Raw genomic sequence first — 20,974 nt, forward strand, 5'->3', positions numbered from 1 at the left:
GGGCAGCGAAGCTGGGCGAAGCGGGTCGCCGCCATCAGGTCTAGCGGCGATCGCGAGGGCAGCGAAGCTGGGCGAAGCGGGTCGCCGCCATCAGGTCTAGCGGCGATCGCGAGGGCAGCGAAGCTGGGCGAAGCGGGTCGCCGCCATCAGGTCTAGCGGCGTCAGTTACAGAACGTGTAGCCGATGAACTGGGTGCCGCGCGTGTCGCCGCTGGCGTAGTTGGCGAAGTGCACCGCCGGTTTTCCGTCGTACTGGGTGTTCATCGGCTGAACGGTCGGTGGTGGAACGTCTTTGGGGAACGCCAGGATCATGTCGGCGAAGATCTCCAGCCCGACCTGGCAGATGGCTTCGCGCCGCGGCGGCTGCGGATTCCATGCGTGCACGACGACCGGCTCGGTCAGCTGAGTTCCGGTCGCGCAGTTCGGGTCGCAGAGCTTGAACACGGCGGTGCCGGTCCCGTCGGCGCCCTGCGGCCCCCAGGAGTTCCACGACATGTCCTGCAGCGCAACGGCTACGCTGGCGCACCCGAGAACGTTGAGTTTCTTGGGACGCGCGACCGGCGGGACGGATGGGTTGTAGCAGCCCGGGATGGCGAAGCTCTCCGGCGCCGCCGGCGGTGGGCTCGTCGGACCCGTCGCGCTGTGATTGTCTCCGGTTAGCCGCACCCCCACGAAGGCCACTGCCCCGACCAGGACGACCGCCACGATGCCGATCGCGATCCAGCGCCCCCGCGAGCTGTGCCGCAACCGCCTCGATGATCCGACGTTGGCCTTGCCGCTCACGTCCACCAGATTACGGACGAATTTCTCGTCGGGGGGGGTGGTGCCCCGCCGCAGCTTCTCAGGGTAAAGTTGGTCATCACTGCCAACTTATTAAGGATTCCGTGGAGACGCCGATGAATGACCATGATCTGGCCGCGCGGCTGGCCACCGACGCCGGTCAGCTGTTGCTCGGGGTCCGGCAAGACTTCGCCGACGCGGAAGCGAGCGAACGGAAAGCGGCGGGGGACAAGCGATCCCACGACTTTCTGATGGCGGCGCTCACCGCGGAGCGCCCCGGTGACGCGGTGCTGTCCGAGGAGGGCGCCGACAACCCGGTGCGGTTGAGCTCCGAGCGGGTCTGGATCGTCGACCCGCTGGACGGGACGCGGGAATTCTCCGAGCTCGGACGTGACGACTGGGCGGTGCACGTCGCCCTGTGGGAGGCCGGCGAGCTGGTCGCCGGCGCCGTCGCCCTGCCGGCGCAGGGCATCACGTTTGCCACTCCCGACATCGCCTCGCCGCCCGCGGCGCCGGGCAAGCCGCGCATCGTGGTCTCGCGCACCCGCCCGCCCGCCATCGCGCTGAACGTCCGGGACGCCTTAGACGGTGTGCTGGTGGAAATGGGTTCGGCCGGCGCCAAGGTGGCCTCGATCGTCCAGGGCTTGTCCGATGTGTACGTGCACGCCGGCGGGCAATACGAATGGGACTCCGCGGCCCCGGTGGCGGTGGCCCGCGCCGCCGGGCTGCACACCTCCCGCATCGACGGATCCGCCCTGGCCTACAACCAGCCCGACCCGAAGCTGCCGGATCTCGTGGTGTGCCGTCCCGAACTCGCGGAAGCCGTACTCGCGGTTACTCGCTGACAGCTGTGTGTGCCGCCGCATGAGGCCTTGACTCATCCTCATGAGGCGGCGACAATCAGATCTTACATCATTTGTAACGCTGTATAATTCCTTTCGGGAAATGGATCAGTGACTGATCTCCAAGTGCGCCGGCCCAAGTTCGATTTCACGGATGATGTTCCGTGGGTGTGGCACCCGCAGAATCCCGCGTTCTCCTTCTTCATGAACGCGACGTCGATCATCGCGATCGGTTTCGAGCAGATGCTCGTGGCGGCCGTGCAGGAGGCCAAGCCGGGCATGACCGGCACCGAGGTGGCGGCCGAGGCCACGGCCTTCCTGCGGCAGGAGGCCCAGCACTCCAGCTCGCACCGCAAGCATGTGAACGCCCTCATCAAGCACTACCCGGGGCTGCAGGAGACGTTCGACGACGCGATGGCGTGCTTCGAAGGTCTCACCGACACCGAACCACTCGAATTCCGCCTGGCATACATCGCCGACCTGGAAGCGACGTTCACGCCGTCGTTCAAGCTGATGCTCGACAACGAGGCGACGCTGTTCCGTCCGGGCGATGATCGCGTCGCGTCGCTGTTCTTGTGGCACTTCGTCGAAGAGGTCGAGCACCGCAGCTCGGCGCTGCGGATCTACGACGCGGTGGTGGGCGACAGCTGGTACCGCATCCGGGCCCTGCCCGCGGTCGTGCGGCACCTGCTGCGCGTCATGTCGGTGATCGCCGACGGCGTGAACGCCCATGTGCCCCTGGCGGATCGGAGAGTCGACGCGCGAACGTTGCTGCCCGCCTACGGTGCCGCGCACAACATCAAACGCAAACTTGCCCCGGGCAGCCACCGCCACGACGTGCCGTCGGCCTTCGCCGCCGTGCCCCGCAAGCAGATACTCGTGGCCGCCGGACGGGTGCTCCTGAGCCAAACCCCGTTCCACAAGCCGGAACACGAGCCCTTGCCACGCTTCGCCGATCGCTGGTTCCGGCGCTGGGACGACGGCGGCGACGTCACCCGCTGGTACACCTCCGCCGCGACCGGCTAGGTCAGGGCGACGTCGCCGGCGTGACGAATCGCTCCACGTAGGGGGCGAACCGCTGGCGCAGGTCGTCCTTGTCCAGGCCCAAGTCTTCGGCGTGGTACTCGACGCTACCCAGTCGTCCGCGCTGGTGGCCGGCCAGATACGCCGCCACGGCCTCCCGCGACTCCGCCGACGGGCGGTAGCCCGCCACAGCCCAGACCCGCTGCACCATCGCGAGGTCGTCGGCCATGAACTCGTCGAAGCGCACGTCGATGGTGCGGTCGGCGGGCAGCCGGTCGTGATCGCGCAGGCACGCGCTGAGCAGCTCGTCGATCCGCGTAATCCAATACTCCGCCACCGTTTTCACGTCGACCTCATCGACGCTCATTCGCATCGTGTAGGTCATCATCGTGGCCATCGAGACCGCCACATCGACGGGATCGCGGTGCGTGACGATGAACGTCGCGTCGGGAAAGACATTGAGAATCGGGACGAACTGCTCGAGGTGCTGGGGCGACTTGAGCACCCAGCGCCGGTCGTAGCCGTCTTGGTGCTGCAGCACCTGCAGCATCATGCGCAGGAATTGGTAGCCGGGAGTCTGGTCGTGGTCGCGCAGGTAATCCGACCAGCGGGGCAGGTGGGTGAGCGTGGTGAAAAAGCCGCTGGAGAAATCCTGGACCATCAGCCCGATGTCCTCGTGGATGTGGTCGATCGTCATCTCGTGCATCAGCGTGAAGTACGGCATCAGCGTGTTGGAGATGTTGAGGGCGTCACCGGTGCGCTGGCGGCGGGGCTCGATGGTGCCCTCTTCTCCCGGCGCGGGCAGCGGTTCCTGGGCCTCCCAGTAGGGCAGGGACCGTAGCGCCGGGTCGGCCGCGAGCAGGCTGTGTAGGTGAGTGGTGCCGGTGCGCGGCAGGCCCGCGATGACCATCGGCGCCGCGATGTCGATGTCGAAGATCTCGGGGTGGCGCTTGAGGTGGTCGATGACGCGCAGCCGGCCCTTGAGGAACGTCAGCATCAGCGAGAACGCGTACGTGCGGCCGAACGCCGTCATGTGTGGCAGTTCGCCGAAGGCCTCCAGCAGCACGGCCATCCGCTCGCGGTAGTCCTGGTCGCCGAAATCGGTCAAACCCGTTTGGGCAGAGGCCTGTTCGTGCAGGGCTTCGGTGGTCAGCGGGCAGTAGTCGGCCATCGCGGCCATGCCGTCGATGATCAGCTGGGCCTCGGGCGTGAACGTCGGCCTGGCCAGGTCGGTGATGTGAATGGCGTCGGTCACGTTCGGACCCTACCGTCGGCGTTACACATTTTACAAGAGACGATACGCTGTATCATATTGCGATGACCACCTCCCCGGCCTCCGCCGCATGGCGCGAACTGCTCACCGCCTTCGCCGATTTCGAGAACCTGTTCCTCGATGGGCCCAAGGCGGTCCGCGGCGAGTTGGCCGTCGCCGAGGGCTATCAGTTCCTCGCCACCATGCTGGGACTGTCGTTGGACGTGACGCTGTTCAGCGACCCGGTGGCGCCGCGATTCCTCGATCTGCTGACGCCGTTTCGCCACGACCGACGTTGGGGTGGGGACAACTCGGACGCGTACTACAGCTACGCCGTGGTCGACCCGCACCGCACCTACCGCGTCAGCGGCACCCCGAACGGCAGCGCCATGTACTCGGTGGCCGTCTACAACGAACCCGAGCCGGGAGCGTGGCCCAACCGCACCCTCGGCGTGCTGTACGACGAGGACATGCCGCTCGACGACGACGGCCGCTTCTCCTGCGTGCTGGGCGCGTCTCGGCCCGTCGGCTACGACGGCCCGTTCATCGACCTCGGCGATGACGGGCACGGGGTGCTCACCCGTGACTACCACGAGGATCCCGCGCGCAGCCGGCGGGTGGACTGGGCGATCGAGGTCATCGATCACGGTGGCCGGCCCGTTGCTCCGGCGAAAACCGAAGAGTCCGTGGCGCACTCGCTGCGGTCGGCGCTGCGCTACGCCCAGGACATGTTCGCCCTCGTGCCGCTCGTGCTGCAGGAGCGCAAGCCGGCGGAACTGGCCGACGGGCAGAATCTGTTCCACAACACGTTCGCGCCCCCCTATCGCGCCGGCGGCGCGACGCATGGCTACTCGATGCAGAACGCGGTCTACAGCCTGGGCGCCTACTCGCTGGAGCCTGGCGAGGCGCTGGTGATCACGACGCGTCATCCGCGGTGCCGGTTCTGGAACCTGACGGTGTGGAACCAGTACATGGCCGCGACCGACCTCGAATATGGCCGTGCCGGAATCAATTCCGGCTTGGCGGCCGCCAACAGCGACGGCACCGTCACCATCGTGATCAGCCGCGAGGCACTCGGGCATCCCAATGCCATCTCCACCAAGGACCACCCGGAGGGGTTGCTGTCGTTCCGCTGGTTTCACGCCGACGAGCTGCCCGAGCAGCCGGAGACGGCCGTCGTCGCCGCGGCCGACGCGCCGCGGCAGCTGACCTAGCCTGCCGAGCAGACGCAGAATCGCACTAAGTTCGGCGACTTCGTGCGATTCTGCGTCTGCTCGCCGCGGACCGCGGCGGCGTCATCACCACAGGCCCGATCCAGTGCCGGAGCACGGCGCGCAGCTCGGTCGCGGTGCGCGGTGGCTGTGAGGGAACCAGCACCATGGACTGGATGAGGCGAAGCAGGTACTCGACCAGGACGTCGAAGTCCTTGCCGCGGTAACCCAGGGCCGCCCAGTCGATCCCGGTGTGCTCCAACAACACTCGCGATCGCGCGGTCGATTCGCCCATCACCATCTGCTGGCTCGTCAGGCGCGTCCGGTCCGTTTCCAGCAGGGTCATCAACAGCGGTTCCTGAGGGAGGCGCTCGACGAGGTAGGCCACCGCCTCGACGAGCAGGTCCACCGGGTCGTCGATGCCCGACGTCAGGTCGGCGATCCGGGCGGTCCATCCGCCCAGGGCGACGTCGCTGGCCGCGGTCACCAGCTCGTCGATGGTGGCGAAGTAGCGATAGACCGTGGGACGGGTGACGCCGAGGTCACCGGCGATGGTGGACAGGCTGGTGCCATGCGGACCGCGGCGCTCCATGCTCCGGATGGCCGCGTCGACGATGCGCTTGCGCGCGTCCTCGTCGTCGGCCGGAGGCGCGCCGCCCCACCCTTTCCTGCCCATGATGTGAAGACCTCACCCCGTTCACCGCTGAATCACCCAATCATACAACGGTTCCGGAATTGTCAAATCATGTCGGCGCGGGGGCGAAGGGATCTATCGAAATACTGTGCTACACAGTATCTTTGGAGAGAACTCAGAGCAGGGCCTGTTGCCACGACAGGACACGTCGGGCCAGTTCGGGGCCGCGGTCCTCCTGAATGAAATGACTGGCGTTGATGCGGGCGTGCGGCTGGCCCGCGGCGCCCGGGATGTGCTTGATCAGCGGGGTGTCCGCCTGCCCGAGGATGGGGTCGCGGGCGCCGAAGATCGCCAGGAAGGGTTTTTCCCAGCGGCCGAGCGCCTCCCACGCCTTCCTGTTGGCCGGGATCGCCGGGTCGGCGGGCGAGGTGGGGACCAACTGGGGGAACGCCCGGGCCCCGGCTTGATACGTCTTGTCGGGGAAGGGGGCGTCGTACCCGGCCCGCACCTTCGACGACACCCGGCGGACCGTCCCGGCCCCCACGATGCGCCCCGCGGGCAGCACGGGGGAGTAGCGCGCAAAGGCACGCCAGGCGTGGAAGGCGGGCGGGGTGCGCCGTTGCGCGGTCGGCAGGAAACCGTTGGCCACCACCAGCCTCCCGACACGGTCGGGCTGCTCGGCGGCGATGCGCAGCCCGATCAGCGATCCCCAGTCCTGCACGAGCAGCGTGACATCCCAGAGGTTGAGGTGCTCGAACCACGAGATCACCCATTCCACGTGCCGCTGGTAGGTGTAATCCTCGATCCGGCTGGGCTTGTCCGACCGGCCGAAACCGATCAGGTCGGGCGCCAGCACCCGGTTACCGGCGTCGGTCAGGGGCGTGATCATGGAGCGGTATAGATAGCTCCACGTGGGCTCGCCGTGCAGCAGCACGATCGGCGGCCCTTCGATCGGCCCCTCGTCGAGATAGTGCATGCGCAGCGGCCGGGTGTCGCTTGCCGTGACGTCGAGATAATGCGCTACGAACGGGTAGCCCTCCAGGTTTTCGAAACGGGAGTCCGGGGTTCGCAGCACATGCATATCAGCTCCTCCGGTGAACCGGCACCTCTGCTAGCCTCTCTCGCCGACGCGCATTCGTCTAGTGGGAGATTCATTGAGCTGGGCCGCGCAGGCCACTAAACTGGCTTGTTCATGGCAATTCGGCGCGCGGTTCTGCTCATAGCCGACATCGGCGGTTACACGCATTACATGCAGTGGAACCGGACGCACCTTGCCCACGCCCAGCTGACGGTCGCGGGCCTTTTGGAGTCGGTCATCAACGCTGCCAAGGGGCTGAAACTGGCCAAGCTCGAGGGCGACGCCGCGTTCTTCTGGGCACCGGACACCAACGCCAAAGTGGTGGTGTGCGAGCGGCTGTCACGGATGCGCACGTCGTTCCTGGAGCGACGGGAGCGGATGAAAAACGACATCGCCTGCCAGTGCGCGAGTTGCGAACAGCTCGAGAAGCTGTCGCTGAAATTCGTCGTGCACGTGGGCGAGGTGGCGGATCAGAGGGTGAAACGCCATGTCGAACTGGCCGGCTTCGATGTGATCCTGGTGCACCGAATGCTGAAAAACATGGTGCCGGTAGCCGAATACGTACTCATGACCGATCCCGTCGCGGAATGCCTCGACGAGTCGATGCGTGGGCTGTGCACACCGATGCTGCACGTGTTCGACGGCATCGGCGAAACGTCGACGCACTACATCGACCTCGCGACGTTGCAGGTCCCCGCCGTGGAACCCGGGCGCAGTCTCTTGCGCCGGCTCGGCGCGACGATGAAGTTCGAGTTCAACACCCTGCCGTTCACCCTGGGCCTGCGGGAGCCCGCCGAAGGGTTCCGCAACTTGGGGCGAGGGACCGAAGAAATCTCCGCGTAGCCCTGCGCCGCTATCGGGCCCCGGCGAGAGCGCGGCCCATGCGGGATACCGCCTCGGTGAGAATGGCGCGCGAGGTGGCGAAGTTCAGCCTGACGTGCCCGGCCCCGCCGGTGCCGAACACGTGGCCGGAGCTGAGCGCCACCCGGGCGTGATCGAGGAACCAGCGGGCCGGTCCGGACAGGTCGGCCACGACCGCGAGGCCGTCGCTTTCCTCTTCGTCGATGCCGAGAGCCCGGCAGTCCAGCCACGCGAGGTAAGTCCCTTGTGGCCATAGGTATTTCACGCTGGGCAGCTGCTCGGCGACCAACTCGCCCAGCAGCTTCCGGTTCGCGTCGAGGCCATCCAGCGTCGCGTCGAGCCAGTCGGCGCCGCTGCGGAACGCCTCGGCGTGCGCGATCACGCCGAGATGGCTGGCGCCATGACTGACCTCCTCCGGCATCCGGCTCAGGTCGGCGGATGCCTCCGGCCCGGCGATCGCCACCGCCGCCTTCAGTCCGGACAGATTCCAGGCCTTGGACGCCGACGTCAGGGCGAAGGCGTTCTCGGCTCCGGGGACGGTCAGGAAGGGGGTGAACCGCGATCCCGGCAGAATGACGGGCGCGTGGATCTCGTCGGACACCACCCGGACGCCGTATCCGCGCGCGAGCTCGGCGACCGTGCGCAGCTCCTCGGGGGTGTGCACCGTGCCGGTCGGGTTGTGCGGATTGCACAACAGGTAGGCGACTTTCGCGTCCTTGCCGGCGCCGGCGCGGGCTCGGGAAAAGGCCTCCGCCAACGCGCCCAGATCGATGCGCCCCTCGGCGAGCGGCGCTTCGATCACCCGGCGGCCGTCGTGCGCCACGAACGCGTAAAACGGTGCGTACACAGGGGGATTGACGACGACGGCGTCACCGCGATCGGTGACCAAACGCAAGACCTCGACGATGCCGAGCATGACGTCGGGAACGAGCGTGGTGCGGCCCACGTCCAGGTCATCCCAGTTCCAGTGGCGCGCCGCGAAGCCGCTGACCGCCTCCGCCAGCGCCGTGCCGCAGGGGTATCCGGTGTCGCCGTTGGCCACGGCCCTGTGCAGCGCCTCGGCCACCGTCGGCGGCAGGTTGACGTCCATCTCGGCGACCCACAGCGGCAGGACGTCGGCGGGATGCGCCCGCCATTTCATGCTGGTGCGAAGCCGCAATTGATCGAGCGTGAGCTCCTCGAAGGGATTAAATGTCACTCGGGCAGATTATGTGGCGAACGCGTGCTGCGGAATCGTCAACGGCAGGTCGACCGAGCTGAGCAATCCCGGTTCCGCGGCAACCACATACGGCACGGCGTTGACGACGCGCATCGCGGTGGCGACCATGGCGCCCGCCCCCGAGGTCATGCTGGCGATCCCGGCCCGGCCGGGATCCCGCAGCGTGGCCGCCAGGGTGCAGTCGAGGTCGGGGTCGCCGGTGATCACGACGCGATAGGACAGATCGCCGATCCCGGTGGGCCAGTCGGGGGCGACGTCGTGGGCGAGGCGGGTGACGTGCTCGATGACGATGGCCTCGCGGCCGTCGACCACCCCGATCGCCTGCATCCGCAGAGCGCCACAGGTTCCGGCCTCGACGGTGCCCATCGCGACTTCCAGCGTCCGGTTGGTGACGGCGCGATCGAAACTCTCGCGGACCTCCTGGACTTCGACCCCCAGGGCGTCGGCGATCAAGCGGATCTGGCCCTGCCATTCGCCGGCGATCGCGCCGGGATAGCTGATCCAGGGTTGGTAGTCGAGCGGGCGGCCGAAACCCAGCGCGTCGCTCATGATGTCGGGAACGCCGTAGTCGTCGTAGAGGCCGATCTCGAACGAGTGGATCTTTTCGATGACTGACGACTGGGTGGACAGCACCAGGGGCAGGTAGTCGGCGGCGAAGCCCGGCTCAATCCCCGACGCGTACAGCGACGCCTGGCCCCGTTTGGCGGCGGCGTCCAGTTGGTCGCGCCACTCCGCGGGTTCGTAGGCGTGCGGGTTGACCAGCCGCGTGGTGCTGGTCGTGACGACGTTGATCCCGGCTTCGAGCAGCTTGACGTAGTCCGGGATGGCCAGCGCGTCGCGCTCCGGGCCGCTGGCCGCGTAGATGACGCAGTCGGGCTTCAGTGCGATCAGCCCGTCGGCGTCGTTGGTGGCCGCTAGGCCGATCGGCTCGCCGCCGGCCAGTTCGCCCGCGTCCTTGCCGACCTTGTCGTCCGAGTGCACCCAGACGCCGGCCAGTTCCAGATTGGGGCGCCGCGACAGGGCGCGGATGGCGATCGAGCCGATGCCGCCGGTCGCCCACACCACCACGCGATGAGTTGTCATCTGGTTTCTCCTTACGTGCATATCAGCCGTCCGGCGGCGGTGTAAGTCCAAGGGACGCCGCGGTTTTCGTGTGTTCGCACTGCGCGCGGCCGGTCCGCGCGTTCAGGCTTAAGAAAGCAAGCACTATCTTAACGAACAAATTTTAGGTTAGTCTGCAGCGGTGAGGGCCGAATCCGAGTTTTTCCCACCTCCGGGCGATGATTCGGGACCACGTTGGCGCCGCGAGGCGGACACTTTCCGGCGGGGCGCGGGTGGGCGCTGATGTTCACCCTCAGGTTCGACATGCGCGCCCCCGGTTTCGGCGCGCCGCCCACCGATCTGTATGCGGCGGCCATCGACATGTGCGCGTGGGCCGAGACGCGCGGCGCCGCGTTGGTGGTGCTGTCCGAGCACCACGGCGCCGAGGATGGCCACCTGCCGGCGCCGTTGACCTTGGCGTCGGCGATCGCGGCACGGACGCGCACGCTGGCAGTCCTGCTGGCGGCGGTGCCGGTTCCGCTGTGGGACCCGGTCCGGCTCGCCGAGGAGATGGCCGTGCTGGACCTGATCAGCCGGGGGCGGGTGTCCTACGTGTTCGGCGTCGGGCACCGCGGCGAGGAGTATGACCACTTCGGCGCCGACATGGCCACCCGCGGGCGGCGGGCGGACGAAATCCTTGACGTGCTGGGACCGCTGGTCCGCGGCGAGGCCGTTGAATACCGGGGTCGCACGGTGCGTGTCACCCCGGCGTGCGGCTCGCCCCAGGGCCCAATGGTGCTCATCGCCGGGGGCAGCGAGGCCGCCGCGCGCCGCGCCGGCAGGTTCGGCCTGGGCTTCGTGTCCCAGACGGATTCGCCGGCCCTGAAGGAGTGCTACGAGGCGCAGTGCCGGGCCCACGGGCATGAACCCGGGATCGTCCAGTTCCCCGTCCCCGGCCTTCCCACAGCGGTTTTCGTGGCCGACGACGTGGACCGGGCGTGGGATGCCCTGGGCCCGCACCTGGTGCACGACGCGGTGATGGCCGCCTCCTACCGCCCGCATGACGACTCGGTGGCCAGCATCACCCGCGCCGACAGCGTGGACGCCCTGCGCGAGGAGGGCGGCCCCTATCGCGTCTTCACCGCCGACGAGGCGACCGAGTACGTCCGCGGGGGCCGCCCGCTGCCGCTGCACCCGCTGTGCGGCGGCATCGCCCCCGACGTTGCCTGGCCCTATCTCGAACGCGCCGCGCGCGCCGCCGCCCGATAAAAGGAGAGCACCGGTGTCGACCCAAGAACCCCTGCGTGTCGTCGTCTGGTCCACCGGCGGCGTCGGCAAGGTCGCGATCGACGGCGTCCGCCGGCGCCCGGATCTGGAACTCGTTGGGGTATGGGTACATTCGGTGGACAAGGTCGGTCGAGACGCCGGCGAGCTAGCCGGCGGCGACCCGCTCGGCGTGACGGCCACCAACGATGCCGGGGCCCTGATCGCCCTGGCACCGGACTGCGTGGTGTACGCGGCGAGCGGTCCCGAGCGCGACGGAGCGGCGGTGCCCGACTATGTGCGGCTGCTGGCGGCCGGCATCAACGTCGTGTCGACGTCGTCGACCAGCCTGGTGCACCCGCCGTCATATTTCGCCCCGGACTGGCGCGTCCAGCTCGAGGCGGCGGCCACGGCTGGCGGCGCCTCGTTCTACGTGTCGGGCATCTTTCCCGGCTTCGCCTCCGATCAGCTCGCGCTGCTGATGACAACGCAGTCGAAGCGGATCCGGACCATCACGGCCAGCGAGGTCGCGCTCAACGACCACTACCCGGTGGCTGACGTGATGATGAACGGGATGGGGTTCGGCCATCCGCTGGATTTCCAGCCGATGCTCGCCACTCCCGGCTTCATCGAAATGGCTTGGAAAGCACCGATATACCTGATCGCAAGCGGTCTCGGGGTCGAGGTGCAAGAGGTGCGCGGCTCGCTGGACCGACAGCTGACCGACCGTGACATCGAGGTGGCATTCGGCACCATCAAGGCGGGCACCTGCGGCGCCGTGCGGACCCGGGCCGCGGGCGTGGTGAACGACCGCGAGGCCATCGTCATCGAACACGTCATCCGGATGGCTCGCGGCGTCGCGCCCGACTGGCCGACCTCGGCGTCCGACGCCACCTACCGGGTCGACATTGACGGCGATCCCGACGTGCACTGCGAGATGACGATGGGGGAGGCCGCAGGCCACGGCGCGGGGCACGCCGCCATGGCGTCGACGGCGATGCGGGTCGTCAACGCGATCCCGTACGTGGTCACCGCACCCGCGGGCCTGCTGAGCTCGCTGGACATTCCCATGACGCTGCCGCTTTACGCCTTCGACTGAAGGTGTAACGTGCATCACCAAGATTAGGCCACCTAGGAGTCTGCCGTGTACACACTGCGCTTCGACATGCGCGATCCCGAATGGGCCGCGGCCCCAACCGATCTGTACGCCGCGGCGCCCGAAATGGCCGCCTGGGCCGAGGAGCACGGCGGTCTCGCGGCCGTGCTGTGTGAGCACCACGGCTCCGAGGACGGGTATCTGCCGTCGCCGTTTTTGCTGGCCTCGGCGGTGGCGGCGCGCACGCAGCGCCTGGCGCTGAGCCTGATCCTGATCCTGCCGTTCTACGAAACCGTGCGCCTCGCCGAGGACATGGCGGTCCTCGACATCATCAGCAACGGCCGGGCGTCCTACATCTTGGCCCTGGGGTACCGGCCCGAGGAGTTCGAGCACTTCGGCGTTCCCATCAAGAAGCGCGGCCGCGTCTGCGACGAGAAACTCGCGCTGCTGCAGCGACTGCTCGCCGGCGAAACCGTGGTCGAAGACGGGCGGCGGATCACCGTCACGCCGCGCCCGCTGACCCCCGGCGGTCCGGGACTGATGTGGGGTGGGGGAACGCTGGCGGCGGCCCGCCGGGCCGGCAGGTACGGCCTGGGCATGCTGGGCAACGCCAACGCGCCGGGCATCCAGGAGGCCTACGAGGAGGCATGCCGCGAGCACGGCCATACGCCGGGCCCGACGATGTTTCCCGACCGCAACACCCCCTCGGTCGTGTTCGTCGCCGACGACGTCGATCAGGCGTGGAAAGAGATCGGCGATCACCTGCTGCACGACGTGAAGACGTATGCCGCGTGGAACCCCGGCGACGAGACAACGGCCGGCTTCTCACACGTGAACACCGTCGACGAGCTGCGCGAGACGGGCACGTCGCACGTGATCATCTCTGTCCCCGAGGCGATTTCGCGGGTGAAGGCCGGTCAGGTGCTCAACCTGTCGCCGCTGTGCGGCGGGCTGCCCCCGGACATCGCGTGGACCTATCTCAAGCGGGTGGGCGAGGTTGTGCTGCCCGAGGCGCTGGGCTGACGTTGGCCGCCAGGCGGCTACTCCTCGCCGAACCGATCGACCAGGTGTGAATTGACGCCGTCGGCGTCGAGTCGCCGCGCCACCAGATAACCCGCACCCACCCAGGCGCGCCGCGACCAGTTTCCGAACGACACCCGGGTTCCCGGAGCGCCGGACGCTGCCGGCATCATCTTGACGCGTTCGAGCGCCTCCTTGACGCCCCGCGGACTCAGCGGGTGCGCGTCCGCGAGCGCCCGCAACAGCGTGAAAGCGACGTCTCGATTCACCACCGGCACACACCATTCCGGGCGCCGGCCGTAGGCCTGCTGGTACTCGTCCAGGAATTTCTGTCCGACGATGTTGCCCTCGTCGTACTGGTCGACGCCGGTCCAGCCCATGAACGCGTTCCACATGATGGGGTTGAGCCACGCGTTCTGGAAGGCGGTGCCGCAGAATCGGGGCGGATCCCAGCCCAGCGCGTCGAGCGCCGGGTTGACGAACACGATCCCGAAGCCGAACCCGCAGTGCACGATCGCCTGCGCCTTCGCGTCGTGCAGCGCCTGTACGGCGGCCGTCACGTCCCCGGCGGTCTGGGCGATGGACGCCTCGGCCACGATGCGAATGTCCTTGCGGCGGCAGGCATCCCGGAGGTTCTGCAGATAGGCCTCGCCGACCAGGGATTGCTCGACGAGCACACCGATCTCGGTGTGACCGCCCTTGGCCAGCAGATCGGACCAGAAGATCGGCTCGTCGGTGTGCGAGCCCATCGGGAACGCGAAGAACCATTCGCCGAGCGCGACGTCGGAACCGGTGACACTGATGCAGGGAACCTTGAAGCGCTCCTCGATGGCCTCGCGCGTCGGGATCGCGTTGTCGCCGATGTTGGGGCCGAAGATCGCCAGGCAGCCCTCGTCGCACAATTCGCCGTAGGCGTCGATGACCGCCTTGACCGATCCCTTCGGCAGGCCCTCCACCTCGCGGTAGACGATCTCGATCGGCCGATCGATCAGCCCCTGCTCGACGCCGCTCTTGAACACGAGGTCGAACGGCTGCGTCAGGTCCTCGAAATACGTCGTGGGAAAACCCTCGGGCAACCGAAAGTCCATCAGGTAGCCGATTTTGACCGGCTCGGCGTTGCTTTCGTAACTCATCGGAACTCCTTGGCGCCGAACGTCGGGTTGTGGTGGGACATGGGCACGAACTCGACGCTCGGTGGCTAGCGCGGTTGGTTCGGGACGCCTGGGAACAGCTCGCCCGCCGGCGGCTCGGTGGTCACCCAGCCGCCCAGCTTGGTCGCCAGGTGGGGCGCGAAAACGGCGCCGTAGAGCACGTTTCCGATGACGATCACCGCGACGACGGACAGGAGCGAGGAGGTGACCCGGCTCTTTGACCTGTTCTGAGCCCACATTTCGATGACGTTGCGCCCTTGGGTGTCGGTGCGGCCCAGCAGGTAGGTGAAGAGCATCATCTGGATGCCCATCGCGAGCGAGTCGTAGAGCGGGTACTGGTGCAGGGTCCCCTCGCGGATCGCGAGCCCGGGAATCACGCGGCCGTAATAGAACACCCCGAGCTTGGCGCCCAGGAACCCGTTGAAGAACAGCGCCCAGCAGAAGCCGACGATGAGGCCGACCACCAACAGCGTCTGGGGCTTGCGCCAGCCGAATCTGGCGGCCAGCCATCGGCCCAGCGCGGCTCCGGTCACGGCCGGCAGCACGAAATAGGAGATGTAGCCGACGGGGACGAACAGCGGCAGCCCGCCCCAGGTCATGTTCAGTGGCCACCACGACGGCATCCGCGGGATAGCCGGCGGGAACTGCGCGTACATCGCCCAGTCGTACGGGGCTTCGATCCACGAGAACGACATCGCCGAGATGCACAGCAGCAGCAGCGGGTGCACGCGTCGCTGGCGCACGCTCAGATAGATCCCCAGGGCGGTGAACGTGATGCCCCCGACGAGCGCGAAGTCGCTGGCCGCCTGCATCACCGGCGTCATTTGCGAACTCACTGGTCGGCCCCGTGACTCCCGCGTGCCTGCGGGTCGAAGCGCAACACCAGCCCGAAGATCAGAACGATCAGGCCGAACAGCGTGCCCAGCATGATGACAGCGCCCACAGTCGCAACTCCTTCCGATTCGAGCTCGACTCATTAGATAGTGCACACTATCCTAAAGGCAGTCAACCATCGGGTGAGGAGGCAGCCACGTGGCCCAGCGGCCGTCCAGCGCGAAACGCGGCGCGGCGGAGGCGTCGACCCCATCGGCCTCGGTCCGCCGTCCCCGCGGCGCACCGCGCAAGCTGCTGCTCGACACCGCCCGGGCGCGCTTCGCCCGCCAGGACTACCGCAGCACGACGACGCGTGAAATCGCCCAGGCCGCAGGCGTTACCGAGCACCTGTTGTTTCGCCATTTCGGCTCCAAGGCGGCGTTGTTTCGTGAGGCGCTCGTCCTGCCCTTCACCGATTTCGTCGAGGATTTCCGCCGGACCTGGCAGTCGGTCGTCCCGGAGGAGACCGACGAGGAGGAGCTGGCGCGCCGGTTCGTCGGGCAGCTCTACGACGTGTTCGTCGAACACCAGGGCCTGCTGTTGACCCTGATGGCATCCGAGGCGCTCAGCGAGGAGGAAAAGGCCGACGCCGGCATCGCCGAGATCCGGCAGGCCATCACGGCGCTCGGCCAGATCAGCGCCGAGGGCATGCACCTGCGGGGCCTGCGCTCGGACCATCCCGACCTGCCCGCCCACTCGACGGTCGCGATGATCGCCGGCATGGCGGCGTTGCGGTCGACCTACTTCGGGACCGAGCCGCCGTCGAGGGAGACCATCGTCGACGAACTCATCCAGGCCATCTTGCACGGCTTCCTGCACAGGAACGGCTGACCAGCCCAATCCGCCACTGCACCAGAGGAATTGGTTCATGACAGACACCAGTGCGATCGACTTGTACTACGACCCCTTCGACTCCACCATCGACGACGACCCCTACCCGGTGTGGAAGCGCATGCGCGAAGAAGCACCGCTGTACTACAACGAGAAATACAACTTCTACGCGCTGAGCCGCTACGAGGACGTGGCCCGCGAATTGCCGAACTGGCAGACCTACCGCTCCGGGCGGGGCACCACCGCCGACATCCTGTTCGCCAATATCGAAGTGCCGCCGGGCATTCTGCTGTTCGAAGACCCGCCCCTGCACGACCTGCACCGCAAGCTGCTGTCGCGCGTCTTCACGCCGCGGCGCATGCTCGCCGTGGAGGATCTGGTGCGCGGGTTCTGTGTCCGCGAGCTGGACCCGCTGGTCGGCGGGGATGGCTTCGACTTCATCGCCGATCTCGGGGCGATGATGCCGATGCGGACCATCGGCTACCTGTTGGGCATCCCCGAGGCCGACCAGGAGAAGATCCGCGACCGCAGCGTCGCCAACATCGAATTGTCCAAGGACAGCGACCCGGCCGCGGTCGACGCGAACATCTTCGCGAATTCCATTGCCCTGTTCGCCGAGTACATCGAGTGGCGGGCCAGCCATCCGTCCGACGACCTGATGACCGAGCTGCTGCGGGCCGAGATCGACGAACCCGACGGCACCCGGCGCCCGCTGTCGCGCACCGAGGTGCTGGCCTACACCGCCATGATCGCCGGCGCCGGCAACGAGACGACCGCGCGGCTTATCGGCTTCATGGGTCAGCTGCTGTCGGATCACCCCGACCAGCGCCGCGAACTCGCCACCGACCCGTCCCTGATCCCCGGGGCGATCGAGGAGACACTGCGCTTCGAACCCCCGTCGCCGGTCCAGGCGCGCTACGTGGCCCAGGACGCCGAGCAGTATGGCCGCTTGGTGCCTGAGGGTTCATTCATGTTGCTGCTCAACGGTTCCGCCAATCGCGACCCGCGGCGGTTCGCTGATCCGGACCGCTACGACATCCACCGGCAGCCGGGCGGGCACCTCAGCTTCGGGCAGGGCCTGCACTTCTGCCTGGGCTCGGCGCTGGCCCGGATGGAAGGGCGGGTGGCCTTCGAAGAGGTCCTCAAGCGCTGGCCGGACTGGGAGGTCGACTACGCCAATGCCGAGCGCGCGCACACCGCCAGCGTGCGCGGCTGGGCGCGCCTGCCGGTTGTCACCGGGTAAGGTGCGGGCCTGTTGGCCGCCGAGCGTGACGGCACAGTCACGCTCGGCGCCGAATGTGACTGTGCCGTCACGCTCGGCGAAGGCTAGGGATCGCTCTGATCGCTCTGATCGACCAGTACCGCACCGTCGGGCTGGCTTCCCAGCGTCTGCAGCGGGATGTCCCCGCCCTGGGCGGTAAGGCGCACGATCTGCGCCAGCTGTCCCGGGGCGTCGCACTGCAGATAATGATCGGCGCCGGGTACCACCCAGTAGCGGTTGCGGCCCGGCTTGTTCTTCAGATACGCCTGCCAGACATGGTTGGGAACCCGCAACGGTGCCACGCTGTCGTGAACCCCCCACACCACGGTGGTGTTGACGTCGCTCGTGGAAAGCGCTTCAAGCCAACTGGTTTCGTCGGCGGCGCGCTCGTGGAGGTATTGAATGGTGTCGGGCAGCACCCGAATTCCGTCATTGTGGGCGAAACATTTGGCCAGCGCGGCGATCTCCGGATCGTCCAATGTCCGCCGCGGCATGAACGTGCTGGCGCCCAGGCCGGCCGCCAGCATCTCCGGCGTCGTCGCCGCCGCGGTGGCGCGCCCAGTCCCGGGATCGAGCAGTGCGGTCTGAAACGCGGTGAGATTCGAAAGCGGAAGGTAGATATTGGCATTCGTCACGATCAGGTCGGCGGGCAGCACCGTCGGCTCCTGAGCGGCCAGCATGCCCAGGGCGATCATGCCGACGCTGCTGCCGCGGTCGTGCGTGAGCATGCGGTAATCCATGAGCTGCCACACTTCGGTGATGGCATAGACCAGCAGCCGCGCATCGTCGTAGAGCGAATACACGTATGGCTCGGGCGGTTTGTCGGAGAGTCCGTAGCCGGGGAAGTCGAGCAGGTAGATGTCGAACTCCGCGGCCAGCTCGGCCGCCAGGGCGAAGTAGTCGATGCTCGACGTCGGAAAGCCGTGCACCAGCACCAGCGCGGGGGCGCCGGGGGTACCGCAACGGCGACTGAAGATCGCGACTTCTCGGGCGTCGTTGGCCGCGGTGGTCGACCGCCAACGAAGTTCGGTGCCGCCGCGTTGCCACTGCGCGAAGATGTCCAAGCTGCCAGCCTCTCAGAGGAGGCCGCGGCAGACAACCGCGTCGGTTAGGGGCATGTCACGTGGATGCCGAATCTCACGTCGCGCACCCCGCTTTGGCCGGGTGTGGTCGCCTGGCCGGTGCCGGTGATCGTGTAGCCCTTACCGTCCTTGGTCGCCTGAACCTGATTGGGTGAATTGGTTCCCTGATACGGCAGCTGATACTGGCCGTTGTCGAGCTTGAGCGAAATCGCGAAGCCGTCGACGGTGGGCGGCCGTTCGTCCGAGACGGCCAGAGACACCGACGCCGCGTCGTCGTGCACGCTGATGCGGGTCGTGAGGTCTCCCGACTCCGGCGGCGACCCATTCGGCTGGGCCGCCGAGCTGGTGCAGTCGACCGCGGCGATGAGTGTGTGCTTGTTCCCGTCGATCATGACGGTCGTGCTGGTCAGGGCGGGAGTCGAGGTGGTGGGAGCCGCCGGGTGACTGTCCTTGCCCGAACAGGACGTTGCCCCCAGCGCCAGCACGCCGAGCGCGGTAGCCGCACGAACGATCCACGGCCGAACGTTTGTCATATCGGTCCTCCGCTAGACGGTCATGAGGACTATAAAACCTGGCGTCCTGATTCGATATGTGTTTATATAGATGGATGTCGAATCAATCGAGGTGTTGCCCGGCGTTGGGGGCGGCCGCCCTGGCCGAGCCGCAAGCCGCGGAACTGGCGGCGATGTTCAAGGCACTCAGCGATCCGGTGCGCTTGCGGCTCCTGAGCCTGATCGCCAGCCACCCGGGAGGTCAGGCCTGCGTTTGTGAGATCTCCCGGACATTCGACCTGTCGCAGCCGACGATTTCCCATCACCTGAAGACGCTGCGTTCCGCAGGCCTTTTGGACTGCGAACGACGTGGCACGTGGGTGTACTACTGGGTGGTTCCCGCGGCGTTGCAACAGCTTTCGTCGGTGCTGCACGTTGATGCTCTATCGGCCACGGGATGCAGCTCATGAGTCAGACGGTAAGCGCGCGGCTTTCGACGTTGGATCGGTTCCTCCCGGGATGGATCGCGATGGCCATGGTCGCCGGCTTGTTGGTGGGCCGCCTCGTCCCGGGCCTGGGACGGGCGGTGAGCGCCGTTCAGGTCGACGGGATCTCCTTGCCCATCGCGATCGGCCTGCTGGTGATGATGTATCCGGTGCTGGCCAAAGTCCGCTACGACCAGCTGGATACCGTGACCGCGGACCGCAAATTGATGGTGACATCGCTGGCGCTGAACTGGCTGGTCGGGCCCGCCGTCATGTTCGCGCTAGCCTGGCTCCTGCTGCCGGACCTGCCCGAGTACCGCACCGGGCTGATCATCGTGGGGCTGGCGCGCTGCATCGCCATGGTGATCATCTGGAACGACCTTGCCTGCGGCGACCGCGAAGCCGCCGCGGTCCTGGTCGCCTTGAACTCGATCTTCCAGGTCGTCATGTTCGCCGCGTTGGGCTGGTTCTACCTGGCCGTGCTGCCGGGGTGGCTGGGGCTGAGCACGACCGGGATCGACGTATCCGCTTGGCAGATCGCGAAGTCCGTCCTCATTTTCCTGGGGCTCCCGCTGCTTGCCGGATACCTGTCGCGGCGTCTGGGCGAAGGCGCCAAGGGCCGCGGTTGGTACGAGAGTCGTTTCCTGCCCCGGATCGGGCCATGGGCGTTGTACGGGTTGCTGTTCACCATCGTCATCCTCTTCGCGCTGCAGGGTCACCAGATAACCTCGCGGCCTTGGGATGTCGCCCGGATCGCGGTACCGCTGCTGGCGTACTTCGCGATCATGTGGGCGGGCGGATATGTGCTGGGGGTGCTGCTGCGGCTCGGATATGCGCGCACCACCACACTGGCTTTCACCGCCGCCGGCAACAACTTTGAGCTTGCGATCGCCGTGGCAATCGCCACCTACGGCGCCGCTTCGGGTCAGGCCCTGGCCGGTGTGGTCGGGCCCCTGATCGAGGTTCCGGTCTTGGTCGCCTTGGTTTACGTCTCCCTGGCTTTGCGGCCCCGTTTGTTCGGTACGGTTTCGAATCCCTCGTCGAGCGTTGAGCGGCCCAGCGTCCTGTTCGTCTGCGTGCACAACGCCGGTCGTTCCCAGATGGCCGCTGCGCTGCTGCACCATCTTGCGGGTGATCGTGTCGACGTCCGTTCCGCCGGAACGGAACCCGCCGATCAGATCAATCCCGCGGCGATGGCCGTGATGGCCGAATGGGGCATCGATCTCACCGGCGTCCCGAAACTCCTTACCACCGAAGCCGTGCAGACGAGTGATGTGGTGATCACCATGGGATGTGGTGATACCTGCCCGGTTTTCCCGGGCGTCTCATACCGCGACTGGAGCCTGCCCGATCCCGCCGGTCAGCCGGTCGACACGGTGCGGAACATCCGCGAGGACATCGCCGAGCGTGTTCGTGCCCTCATCGGGGAACTGCTCGGAACCACGATGACGATCCAGATACCCACCGCGAAAGGAAGGTAA

21 protein-coding genes are annotated in these 20,974 nt (G+C 67.2%); 11 read left to right on the forward strand and 10 right to left on the reverse strand.

The window, feature by feature from the left end:
* Positions 1 to 161 precede the first annotated feature (161 nt).
* Complete coding sequence (locus G6N26_RS01450; RefSeq protein ID WP_083017796.1) at positions 162 to 746, reverse strand: hypothetical protein; 585 nt, start codon at positions 744 to 746, stop codon at positions 162 to 164.
* Positions 747 to 895: 149 nt separating this feature from the next.
* Between G6N26_RS01450 and G6N26_RS01455 the strand changes: the two genes are divergently transcribed.
* The gene (locus G6N26_RS01455) at positions 896 to 1,624 is read left to right on the forward strand and encodes a 3'(2'),5'-bisphosphate nucleotidase CysQ (protein WP_083017794.1); all 729 of its coding nucleotides are present in this window, start codon (positions 896 to 898) and stop codon (positions 1,622 to 1,624) included.
* 108 nt (positions 1,625 to 1,732) lie between these two features.
* Positions 1,733 to 2,647 carry a metal-dependent hydrolase gene (locus tag G6N26_RS01460; protein WP_083017724.1) on the forward strand — a complete coding sequence of 305 codons (915 nt, stop codon included), beginning with the start codon at positions 1,733 to 1,735 and terminating at the stop codon, positions 2,645 to 2,647.
* 1 nt (position 2,648) lies between these two features.
* Here the strand turns inward: G6N26_RS01460 and G6N26_RS01465 are convergent, their stop codons facing one another.
* On the reverse strand, positions 2,649 to 3,899 hold the full coding sequence (locus G6N26_RS01465) for a sulfotransferase family protein (protein ID WP_083017722.1): 1,251 nt from the start codon (positions 3,897 to 3,899) through the stop codon (positions 2,649 to 2,651).
* A 62-nt stretch (positions 3,900 to 3,961) separates the two neighbouring features.
* Here G6N26_RS01465 and G6N26_RS01470 point away from each other — a divergent pair, with 62 nt between their 5' ends.
* Positions 3,962 to 5,110 (forward strand): DUF1214 domain-containing protein, encoded by a 1,149-nt coding sequence (locus G6N26_RS01470; RefSeq protein WP_067168758.1) that lies wholly within the window; start codon positions 3,962 to 3,964, stop codon positions 5,108 to 5,110.
* Positions 5,111 to 5,135: 25 nt separating this feature from the next.
* On the opposite strand, the gene G6N26_RS01475 is transcribed toward G6N26_RS01470, so the two are convergent.
* Together G6N26_RS01475 and G6N26_RS01480 are read right to left on the reverse strand one after the other, a co-directional pair.
* Positions 5,136 to 5,783, reverse strand: coding sequence for a TetR/AcrR family transcriptional regulator (locus G6N26_RS01475; protein WP_083017720.1), 648 nt, complete (start codon positions 5,781 to 5,783; stop codon positions 5,136 to 5,138).
* A gap of 133 nt (positions 5,784 to 5,916) precedes the next feature.
* On the reverse strand, positions 5,917 to 6,822 hold the full coding sequence (locus G6N26_RS01480; protein WP_067168773.1) for a haloalkane dehalogenase: 906 nt from the start codon (positions 6,820 to 6,822) through the stop codon (positions 5,917 to 5,919).
* A gap of 111 nt (positions 6,823 to 6,933) precedes the next feature.
* On the opposite strand from G6N26_RS01480, the gene G6N26_RS01485 reads away from it, so the two are divergent.
* Positions 6,934 to 7,662, forward strand: a complete 729-nt coding sequence (locus tag G6N26_RS01485) for a DUF2652 domain-containing protein (protein WP_083017718.1) — start codon at positions 6,934 to 6,936, stop codon at positions 7,660 to 7,662.
* Between the two features lie 10 nt (positions 7,663 to 7,672).
* On the opposite strand, the gene G6N26_RS01490 is transcribed toward G6N26_RS01485, so the two are convergent.
* A complete protein-coding gene (locus tag G6N26_RS01490; RefSeq protein WP_276058404.1) occupies positions 7,673 to 8,821 on the reverse strand; it encodes a MalY/PatB family protein in 1,149 nt (382 codons plus the stop codon).
* 66 nt (positions 8,822 to 8,887) lie between these two features.
* Complete coding sequence (locus G6N26_RS01495; RefSeq protein WP_083017714.1) at positions 8,888 to 9,982, reverse strand: NAD(P)H-dependent amine dehydrogenase family protein; 1,095 nt, start codon at positions 9,980 to 9,982, stop codon at positions 8,888 to 8,890.
* Positions 9,983 to 10,243: 261 nt separating this feature from the next.
* Between G6N26_RS01495 and G6N26_RS01500 the strand changes: the two genes are divergently transcribed.
* From G6N26_RS01500 to G6N26_RS01510, 3 genes are read left to right on the forward strand one after another with little or no spacing between them, the layout of a single operon-like run.
* Complete coding sequence (locus tag G6N26_RS01500; RefSeq protein ID WP_067168778.1) at positions 10,244 to 11,209, forward strand: LLM class flavin-dependent oxidoreductase; 966 nt, start codon at positions 10,244 to 10,246, stop codon at positions 11,207 to 11,209.
* 13 nt (positions 11,210 to 11,222) lie between these two features.
* Complete coding sequence (locus G6N26_RS01505) at positions 11,223 to 12,302, forward strand: NAD(P)H-dependent amine dehydrogenase family protein (RefSeq protein ID WP_083017712.1); 1,080 nt, start codon at positions 11,223 to 11,225, stop codon at positions 12,300 to 12,302.
* Positions 12,303 to 12,347: 45 nt separating this feature from the next.
* A complete protein-coding gene (locus tag G6N26_RS01510) occupies positions 12,348 to 13,322 on the forward strand; it encodes an LLM class flavin-dependent oxidoreductase (protein ID WP_083017711.1) in 975 nt (324 codons plus the stop codon).
* 17 nt (positions 13,323 to 13,339) lie between these two features.
* On the opposite strand, the gene G6N26_RS01515 is transcribed toward G6N26_RS01510, so the two are convergent.
* Positions 13,340 to 14,452 carry an ABC transporter substrate-binding protein gene (locus G6N26_RS01515; protein ID WP_083017708.1) on the reverse strand — a complete coding sequence of 371 codons (1,113 nt, stop codon included), beginning with the start codon at positions 14,450 to 14,452 and terminating at the stop codon, positions 13,340 to 13,342.
* Positions 14,453 to 14,517: 65 nt separating this feature from the next.
* Positions 14,518 to 15,306, reverse strand: a complete 789-nt coding sequence (locus tag G6N26_RS01520; RefSeq protein ID WP_083017706.1) for a spirocyclase AveC family protein — start codon at positions 15,304 to 15,306, stop codon at positions 14,518 to 14,520.
* A 196-nt stretch (positions 15,307 to 15,502) separates the two neighbouring features.
* Between G6N26_RS01520 and G6N26_RS01525 the strand changes: the two genes are divergently transcribed.
* Complete coding sequence (locus G6N26_RS01525; protein ID WP_083017704.1) at positions 15,503 to 16,174, forward strand: TetR/AcrR family transcriptional regulator; 672 nt, start codon at positions 15,503 to 15,505, stop codon at positions 16,172 to 16,174.
* 37 nt (positions 16,175 to 16,211) lie between these two features.
* A complete protein-coding gene (locus G6N26_RS01530; protein WP_083017702.1) occupies positions 16,212 to 17,417 on the forward strand; it encodes a cytochrome P450 in 1,206 nt (401 codons plus the stop codon).
* Between the two features lie 83 nt (positions 17,418 to 17,500).
* Here the strand turns inward: G6N26_RS01530 and G6N26_RS01535 are convergent, their stop codons facing one another.
* Both G6N26_RS01535 and G6N26_RS01540 read right to left on the reverse strand, forming a co-directional pair.
* The gene (locus G6N26_RS01535) at positions 17,501 to 18,499 is read right to left on the reverse strand and encodes an alpha/beta fold hydrolase (protein ID WP_083017700.1); all 999 of its coding nucleotides are present in this window, start codon (positions 18,497 to 18,499) and stop codon (positions 17,501 to 17,503) included.
* A gap of 44 nt (positions 18,500 to 18,543) precedes the next feature.
* Positions 18,544 to 19,050 (reverse strand): lipoprotein LpqH, encoded by a 507-nt coding sequence (locus G6N26_RS01540; RefSeq protein ID WP_083017698.1) that lies wholly within the window; start codon positions 19,048 to 19,050, stop codon positions 18,544 to 18,546.
* Positions 19,051 to 19,124: 74 nt separating this feature from the next.
* On the opposite strand from G6N26_RS01540, the gene G6N26_RS01545 reads away from it, so the two are divergent.
* A complete protein-coding gene (locus G6N26_RS01545) occupies positions 19,125 to 19,478 on the forward strand; it encodes an ArsR/SmtB family transcription factor (protein WP_083017696.1) in 354 nt (117 codons plus the stop codon).
* A complete protein-coding gene (gene arsB / locus G6N26_RS01550; protein WP_372509316.1) occupies positions 19,466 to 20,974 on the forward strand; it encodes an ACR3 family arsenite efflux transporter in 1,509 nt (502 codons plus the stop codon). The genes G6N26_RS01545 and arsB overlap by 13 nt, the downstream gene beginning before the upstream one ends.

It is taken from the genome of Mycobacterium marseillense, assembly GCF_010731675.1.
Classification (GTDB): domain Bacteria; phylum Actinomycetota; class Actinomycetes; order Mycobacteriales; family Mycobacteriaceae; genus Mycobacterium; species Mycobacterium marseillense.